This window comes from Desulfobacterales bacterium, from assembly GCA_021647905.1.
Lineage (GTDB): Bacteria > Desulfobacterota > Desulfobulbia > Desulfobulbales > BM004 > JAKITW01.
In genome coordinates, this window is the sequence record JAKITW010000099.1 from 1 (window position 1) to 7,883 (window position 7,883).

Genomic DNA, 7,883 nt, shown 5'->3' on the forward strand with positions numbered 1-7,883 from the left:
TGATCGCCAGGGGTTGATTCGCAACGTACTCCATTCGCCCTATCGCCAGGGCTGCGCTTCCTGTCACCAGGGCAAGTCTCCCCCCGGGGCCGCCATCTGCCTGGGCTGCCACCAGGATGTAATGAAAGGGGTGTTGCGTACCCACAGTCATCTGGCCATGGGCAAGGGCAACAGTTGCATCAAGTGTCATACTCCCCATGCCGGCGACACCAAGGAGTTGCTCAAGGGGCACATGGTCTCTGTCTGCCGTTCCTGCCACGAGGACACCTTCAGGAGACAGGGGAAACAGCTTTTTGTCCACACCGAAACCATCAACGACTGCGGTAAATGCCATGCGGTGCACGGCTCCAACCGGCTGGCCATGCTGAAGGATGACGGCAATGCCATCTGTGTCGGCTGTCACAAGAGCCAGGGCGTCTTCAGCCATCCGGTGGGCAAAGGGGTCCTTGACCAGCGGACCGGTGCGGTGATGACCTGTGTTACCTGTCATAATCCCCATGGGACCGATTATAAGAATCAGTTGCGGTTGAGCGGCGCCAAGGCGCTTTGTGTCCAATGTCATCAGTTCGGGGAGGGGCGATAGCCTGGAAATCCATGGGGAGAATGTGTCACCGATACATATGGCTGGTTGCGCTGGTCGTCTGGTTCTGGTCCGCGCCCCTGCCCGCGGTTGCCGAGACCTGGGAATGGCAGACGACCCTGCAGGGTGATATCGCCGGGATTTACCTGTCCATGCCCACGGCCCTGCTGGTTGACGAAAAGAGCGAGCGGTACTATGTGGTGGATTCCGGCAATAATCGTCTGGTCTCATTCGACCGGACCGGCAGGTTGTTGAACGCCTTTACCGCAAATAAACAGTTGCGCAACCCGTTTGACCTGGCCCGTGATGACCGGGGACGGCTCTATGTGGTGGAAAAGGGCCGCAACAGTGTGACTCGTATCGATTTAAAGAACAAGGAGATCGTGCCGCAGACCTTGAAGGACCGCGGCCGGGTGGTATATGTCGATCGCCTGGAAAGGGAAGGGGATGATTTTTATATCCTGGACAAGGCCAGCGGCAGCGTGCTGGTCACTGATTCGAAGTTCACGGTCCGGCAGCGGTTGGCCTGTACGGACTGTAGCGCCGGGTTCGTGGATTTCCGGGTGCGGGACGGCCGGATCTGGGCCCTTAGCCAGGCGGAAAACGCGGTTTACCGGTTCAGAAAGGACGGTACCCTGGAGAACAGAATATCATTGGGCAAGGCCCTTGATTTCCCCCGGTCCCTGGCCGTTGATCCGGCCGGTCGCCTTTTCGTGCTTGACCGGCATGCCGGGGAGATTATAGCCTTTGCCCGGGACGGCAGGTTCCTCTACCGGTTTCTGGGCCCCGGGCAGGCCCGCGGCCAGTTGTATTTCCCCATTGAGCTGCGGTTCGATCCCTGGGGCAATATCTGTGTGGTGGAGGAGGGCAATGCCCGGGTGCAGATATTCGGCCGGAAATAAGGAAGAGACGAATGGACGTGAATATATCCCCAGGACTCACCGGCCGCGGCCTGTTGGTTTTTCTGTTGCTCGTCATCCTGCAACCCGGCCCGGCCTGGGGGGTCTCAGGTGCATGCAGCGACTGCCACGTCATGCACGGCAGTCAGGACGGGGTGGCGTCCGCTCTTATGGGGTCATACCTGACCGAGGCCAATGACGCCAACGCCGCCACTGCCGCGGCCGCCAACCTGTGCCTGGGCTGCCATCAGAGTGATACCGCCAACACCGGCGTTGCGGGCAGCATCCCCATCGTCTATACCTATACCGGCCCGAGTTACTGGAACGGTTCCACCGGCAATACCCTGGCTGGCGGTGATTTCTACTGGGTGGCCACCAACGGCGGCAATGACGACAACACCGGCCATAATGTGCAGGGTATCTCCTCGGTTGACGGGGCGTCCTTCGGCATGGAGCCGCCGGGCTGGCGGTCCGGCATGGTCGACAAGAACGGCAGCGGCGTTGATCCGGTGAACAGCGGCACCTGGAGCCAGCAGCTCGGATGTGCCGGCACCTACGGCTGCCACGGCAACCACGCCTTAACCAACATGTCAAAGGCGCATCACCGCAATGAGAACGGGGCCTTGACCACCGCCGACTGGGTGGGCAACAGTTTTCGTTTCCTGATCGGAATCAAGGGTCGCGAGGACTCGGATTATGAGTATCAGCCCACGGCAGCGGCGCATAACCAGTACTATGGCGAGATCAGGAACACCGCTGGCTCGGATGTTGTTGTCGGTCAGGATACCATGTCCTATTACTGTGCCGAATGTCACGGCATTTTTCACAGTGAAGTGGCGACCACCGCGGATGGCCGCAAACTGGATGACGGCGGCGCCACCCCCTGGGCCCGGCACCCGGTGGATATCGATTTGAAAACCATTGATACCGCCCGCGGCGGCGGCTCCGAGTATGCCGCTTATACAACCTATGATCCGATGGTGCCGGTGGCCACCAACAATGTCTCCATCACCCTGGTGAACACCAACGTACAGACCGCGGGCAACGGCATTGTCACCTGCCTCACCTGCCACCGGGCCCACGGCTCGCCCTATGGAGACCTGCTGCGCTGGGACTACAAGCTCTGGCCCGGTGTTGACGATTCGACCACCAACGGCTGCCAGAAATGTCACTCCACCAAGAATTAAAGTAACCCGCCCAGGTATTGAGAGGTTGTCAGGAAGATGCGGAACCGCACCCATCCCCCGGATAAAGGGGTGAGAAACCGTATTGCCCGGGCAATGGCCCTGTTACTGGTATCCATCATCGTGTCCAGCGCTTGTCTCGCCGCCACCCCGGCTGCCCGGGCCGGTGACCAGGGCCGGAATCCACCGGCCCGGCTCTCGGTTTTTTTTCAACTGGCCGGCCCGGCAACCCGGCTGCTCTCCATGCGGGTTGTTGATCTGGCGGTCCAGATTGACGACCAATGGCTGCCCCTGCTTGCCGAACCGCTGGTCCTTGATGCCAGGCAGATAGGCGGGCGTCAGCTCTTTGTCGCCCGGATCGGGGTGGAGCCCGGTTTTTGCCGCTCCTTCCGGCTCACCGTGGAAGAGGGCCCCCCGGAATTAAGGGGCGGTACCGGCGGTTCGTCGTTTCGGCAAAGAACCATCCAACTGCCGCTTGCCACCACTGTTACCCTGGAGCAGGGGGACAGCAAATCCTTTTTTCTCTATTGGGATGTTGACGCTTCGGTGGACGATGACAGCGGGTTTTATCCGGCCCTGAGCATCGCTGGCCAGCCCGCCATTCCCCTGATGTCCGAACTTCTGTACGTGGCCTGTCCGGAGATCAACACCGTGTACCAGGTGCGGACCGACAGCAACCGGGTGGTCGCTTCCCTGGGGGTCAACGGCCGGCCCAGCTATCTGGCTGTTGATGATTCCCGGCGCCTGCTTTACGTGTTGTGCGGGTCAGAGGCCTTTTTAAAGGTTATTGATCTGACCGGCAACCAACAGGTGGACCGGATATTTATTCCCCTGGTCGAGGAACCGGTCCTGCTTGCCATGTATTGGGAAAAGCGCTGGGCCTATATCCTGGACAGGCGCAGCAACTATATCGTCCGCCTGGATCTGGACAGCGGCGCCCTGGCGGCCCGGGTCAAGCTGGGAGAGCGGCCGGAGTATGCGGCCTATCTGGCGGACAGCCATCTGCTGGCCGTATCAGCGGCCTTTTCCAATACCGTGTATCTCCTGGACCCGGAAAGCCTGCTGACCGTGGAGACCATCCCGGTGGGCGGCACGCCCGGCGGGGTGCTGGAAAACGGCCTGCTGCTCTACATTGCGGAATCTTCCGCCAATATCGTAACCGTATACGACATGGCGAACCGGCGGGTCCGGAGCCGGATCGTTGTCGGGTTGGCGCCCACCCGGCTGCTCAAGGTGGATAATAGAATCTATGTGGCCAACTCCGGCAGCGGCACGGTATCAATAATCGTTCCGGGCCAGGCCAGGGTGGTGCGGGAGAACAGGGTGGGCTCACCCCTGGAGATGGCCTATGCGGAAAACCGGCGCTGGGTCTATATCGGTGATGAAAAGTCCGGTAATGTCACGGTGGTCGAGGCCACCACGGGCCGGGTGGCGGGCCGTATCGAACTGGGCGCCAGGCCGATGGGGATGGCGGTAATGGAGTAGACTGCCGGATTCCGGTGCCGCCGGCCGCCTAAAAATCCTCACTGTTTATCTTGTGTACCATCTTCTTGATCGCGCCGATGTCCTTGGGATCAATAACCGTGAACTCCAGGTTCATGGCAACGAGGTCCTCTTCGGGGCTGACCTTGAGGATCTTGGCATAGATGTCATGGCTGTATACCCCAAGGGCCTCGGACTTGAGCATGAACTTGATGTTAAAGTGGGGAGCGACCTCGCTGCTGGTCACGGCACGCATCCCGCCGGCGCTGATGTCCCGGACCCGGCCGTTGTGGACGTCGGAGATCACCACCTTGCCTTCACAGATCTGGAATTGGAAGGGGATATCCACATCGGCCCGGGGATATCGACGCACCTCGCGTTCCGGGACCTTGAGATTGTAAGGTGCCTTGACGTTGACCAGTTCATAGAGCCGGAGCGGGTCCTTCCTGCCCTTGACCGATGTGGAAAAGGGTTCCTTGGCCAAGACGATGTTCTCGGTCTGGGCATAGGTGCTTTCGCTTAAGAGTATCTGGCCCCGCAGGGTGGCGGCCTCAATCCGGGAGGCCAGGTTCACCTCCTTGCCGATTACCGTATATTCGCAGTGCAGGTCGGACCCGATTTTACCGGCCACCATCCTGCCGGTGTTGAGGCCGATGCCCATATAGATCTTGGGCATGCCCATTTGCTCATTTTCCCGGTTGACCTGGTCCATGGCGATCTGCATCTCAGCGGCACAGCAGACCGCCCGTTCCGGGGCCCTGGGATGTTCCACCGAGGCGATGAACAGGGCCATGATCGAATCGCCGACGAACTTGTCAACCGTTCCCCCGTAACGGGTGATGATTTCCGTCATCCGGGTGAAGTAGCGGTTCAGGAGCAGGATGACATCCGAGGCCGGGTAGATGTCGGTGATGATCGTAAAGCCGCGCAGGTCGGAGATCAGGACGGTAATCTCCTTGATCTCGCCCCCGGCCGGCAGCAGGTTGCGCCGCCGGGCCAGTCCGTCCAGGCGATGGTGCAGTTTCTGCCGGAGTTCGTCGTCTTGTTTCGAAAATTTGCTTGCCTGGATACCGTTGATGAACTCTTCAATGGGAGCCAGGAGCCGGTCCACATACCTTTCCGGCGGCCCCCCTTTCTTGCGCCACTCGCTGAAGGTGGCCGGCAGGGTGCTCTCCAGCATTCGCCAGGCGGCCAACACCGCAAGAATGCCGCAACCGATCATGATCAGGCCGTATCCCGGGGTGGGCCGGAGGATAAAGATCGCCGCCCCGAGCGGGATAAGGGTCGCGGCTGCCAGGCCGGCGAGAAGTTTTCTTACCGGTTTCATCATTGCGGTTTACCGGGACGATATTGAGCGGAAACCCGGGGGACCGGATGGGAAAAACAGGGAAGGCGCTCGCAACGGAAAGAGAAGGCAGGGAGAAAAAGAAGGGTTGTTAAAGGTACGTTCACGGATCATTGCCACTCGTATCAAGACCTGTCAGCCTTGGCCAGTTGTTGAATAACGAGTTGCGAGTATAGGGTAATTTGCTCCGGCTTTCAAGAAAAAACCGGGATTGTAAGAGGTTAAAGCGAAACGAAACGGAACCATGTTGAGGAGGGCGGCGGATGATGCTCAAGGGAGCGAGTCGGCAACGGATATCTCGGAAGGTGGCGCTGTTCACGGTTGGCGCGGCAATGGTTCTGGGCCTGAATGTTTCCTGCCATACCGCGCCCGTCGGTCCGCGGTCCCCATTGCCGGTGGAGCCGCCGGATGCCGGGCCGGCGGTCCGGGTCTTGCCGGCAATGGAGAAACAGGCCCCTGCCCGGGTAAGACAGGATGTCCGGGCCGGCCGGGGTCTGGCTGATTTCCTGTCCGGGAATTTTACCGGTTCGTCGCGGTGCGCGGCCTGTCATGACCTGTTGGAGGACCGGGGCGGCAACGCTATGTCCATCAGTGGTCATTGGCGTTCCACGATGATGGCCAATGCGGCCCGGGATCCGTTGTGGCTGGCCAAGGTCAGCTCCGAGGTATCACGCAACCCGGCCCTGCAAAAGGTAATTGAGGAGAAATGCGTCACCTGTCACATGCCCATGGCCGCCACCGAGGCCAGGGGCAAGGGTGAGAAGGTCGCCCTTGCCGGAGCCGGTTTCCTGGCCCCGGACTCTTTGCTTCACCAGGCTGCCATGGACGGTGTCTCCTGCAGCCTGTGTCACCAGATCCAGGACAGGAACCTGGGGGAAAAGGCCGGATTCAGCGGCAGGTACACGGTTGATATCCAGGGGCGGCCCCCGCAACGGATGCTGTTCGGGCCCTACCAGGGGCCGGAGAGCAAAACCATGCGCAAGAGCGTCGGCTACACGCCCGGTTACGGCAGCCATCTCAACGACTCAGCCCTGTGCGCCACCTGTCACACCCTGTACACCCCTTATGTCGATGCGGCCGGCAAGGTGGTTGGCGAGTTTCCGGAGCAGACCCCCTTTCTTGAGTGGAAGCACAGCGACTTCGGGGCCGGTGACCGACAGCGCCACGATATCGGGATGAATCCCGGCCCGGGCCGAACCTGCCAGGAATGCCACATGCCCTTTTCCCTGGAGGGCGGGGTGAAGATCGCCAACTATGGTCCGCCCGGGACCAGGCCCAAAGATCCTTTTGCCCAGCATCATTTTGTCGGCGGCAATGTGTTCATGCTCAACCTGCTGCAGGACAACAGCAGAACTCTCGGCATAACCGCCTCCACGGCCAAGCTCGAAGACAGCAGGCAGCGGACCATTGTCCAGCTCCGGAACGATACCGCTGAGATTGTTATTGCCGAGGCCCGGATGGTGGGGGGGGAACTGCTCACGGGGGTGGCAGTGGTCAACAAGGTGGGCCATAAGTTTCCCACCGGGTTCCCCACCCGCAACGCCTGGATCCATCTGACCGTGACCAGCGGAGACGGCGAGTTGGTGTTCGAGTCGGGCCGGCCCCTGGCCGATGGCCGGATCAGCGGCAATGACGCCGACCGGAACCAGGCAACCTTTGAACCTCATTATACCTTGATCACCAGCCCGGATCAGGTGCAGATCTATGAGACAATCATGGGCAACAGCGATGGCGCGGTCACCCATACCCTGCTCCGGGCCGCCGCTTATCTCAAGGACAACCGGTTGCTGCCCCGGGGATTTGACAAGGACACCGCCCAGGCGGATATCGGGGTGTACGGCCGGGCCGCGGCTGATCCTGATTTTACCGGCGGCTCGGACCGGATAACCTATCAAATCAAGGCCAACGGCCGTCCCGGTCCGTTCCTGGTCCAGGCCGAGCTTCTCTACCGCCCGCTTACATATAGTTTTATCAAGGACCTGAGGGAGGACCGGCATCTGCCGCTGGTGGAACGGTTTATCCGGCAGTATGACCGGGCCGACAAGCGACCGGTGACCGTGGCAATGGACCAGACCCGGGTTCAATGAACGTAAGCGTTCACCAGCACCCCATCTTCGCACGATCAGGCCAACTCACATAGGCATACTATGGATTCGCCGGCCTGCTTGCACGAATCCGTGGCCCTGGTAAACGCTTACCGGCCGGTGGGTTCCGTAAATTTGTAGCCCTGGTGAACAGTTACCAATGAACAGGGATGGGTTGCGCCGTAAGGTTTCGGTAAACCCCGTACGTTTGAGGTTGGACCGGGAAAGGGGTTTTCTTATAGCGAACGGTGTAGCGGACCCTGAGCCGCAGCCGTGACGGCAAAAACGGAATTTGAAACAACTTCGGCA

6 protein-coding genes are annotated in these 7,883 nt (G+C 60.3%); 5 read left to right on the forward strand and 1 reads right to left on the reverse strand.

Annotated elements, in window-relative coordinates:
- The 4 genes from L3J03_11720 to L3J03_11735 all read left to right on the forward strand — a co-directional run.
- Positions 1-583 (forward strand): cytochrome c3 family protein (locus L3J03_11720; GenBank protein ID MCF6291648.1); only part of this gene is annotated, 583 nt, incomplete at its 5' end.
- 20 nt (positions 584-603) lie between these two features.
- Positions 604-1,482 carry a hypothetical protein gene (locus L3J03_11725; GenBank protein ID MCF6291649.1) on the forward strand — a complete coding sequence of 293 codons (879 nt, stop codon included), beginning with the start codon at positions 604-606 and terminating at the stop codon, positions 1,480-1,482.
- 11 nt (positions 1,483-1,493) lie between these two features.
- On the forward strand, positions 1,494-2,666 hold the full coding sequence (locus L3J03_11730; protein ID MCF6291650.1) for a hypothetical protein: 1,173 nt from the start codon (positions 1,494-1,496) through the stop codon (positions 2,664-2,666).
- Between the two features lie 69 nt (positions 2,667-2,735).
- Positions 2,736-4,148 (forward strand): YncE family protein, encoded by a 1,413-nt coding sequence (locus L3J03_11735; GenBank protein ID MCF6291651.1) that lies wholly within the window; start codon positions 2,736-2,738, stop codon positions 4,146-4,148.
- A gap of 28 nt (positions 4,149-4,176) precedes the next feature.
- Here the strand turns inward: L3J03_11735 and L3J03_11740 are convergent, their stop codons facing one another.
- A complete protein-coding gene (locus tag L3J03_11740) occupies positions 4,177-5,475 on the reverse strand; it encodes a PilZ domain-containing protein (GenBank protein ID MCF6291652.1) in 1,299 nt (432 codons plus the stop codon).
- A 278-nt stretch (positions 5,476-5,753) separates the two neighbouring features.
- Between L3J03_11740 and L3J03_11745 the strand changes: the two genes are divergently transcribed.
- Positions 5,754-7,577, forward strand: a complete 1,824-nt coding sequence (locus L3J03_11745; GenBank protein ID MCF6291653.1) for a hypothetical protein — start codon at positions 5,754-5,756, stop codon at positions 7,575-7,577.
- The last annotated feature ends 306 nt before the right edge of the window (positions 7,578-7,883 follow it).